The sequence below is a fragment of the Xenorhabdus indica genome (genome assembly GCF_014467235.1).
In the GTDB taxonomy this organism is placed as follows: Bacteria; Pseudomonadota; Gammaproteobacteria; order Enterobacterales; family Enterobacteriaceae; genus Xenorhabdus; species Xenorhabdus indica.
Genome location: NZ_NKHP01000124.1, coordinates 1 through 444 on the forward strand (window position 1 = coordinate 1; position 444 = coordinate 444).

The window sequence follows — 444 nt, forward strand, 5'->3', positions numbered from 1 at the left end:
ATGGGAAAGGCTATGGGAAGGATGGTTCATATTACAAACCATCCTTGAAGGTTACTTGCTTGCACAGTCTCTTGAGCTATAGATGTGATCAAGAGACAGCTCTTAAAGAGGGCTTTTGCTTATATTTTATAAAATAATTGCGTAAAACTAGCATAGCTACCATCTGCAACTTCAATGGTTGTCGAATCACTGGAAAAATTGAATTTTAACCATATCCAAGCTAAACCCGTTAGTTTCTGTTCGCTTGTACCATTAATAAGAGGTACTGCTATTGCTTGTTGAGGTGCAGTTAATCCAGACCCTCTTACAATAGTAATTATTTTTCCTCGGAGATCAGCAGGTATAAAAGGAGATGAAGCGTAGACAGCGAAACATTCGAGCCGAAACCCATAGGTGAACGTGATAACTCCGAAATTCGCTGATTGTGTTGTGCCGATGGTATCG

At 39.9% G+C, this 444-nt stretch carries 1 protein-coding gene; it reads right to left on the reverse strand.

Features of this window, described 5'->3' with window-relative positions:
* Positions 1–119 precede the first annotated feature (119 nt).
* A complete protein-coding gene (locus Xind_RS20750) occupies positions 120–437 on the reverse strand; it encodes a hypothetical protein (protein ID WP_338114374.1) in 318 nt (105 codons plus the stop codon).
* Positions 438–444: the final 7 nt, after the last annotated feature.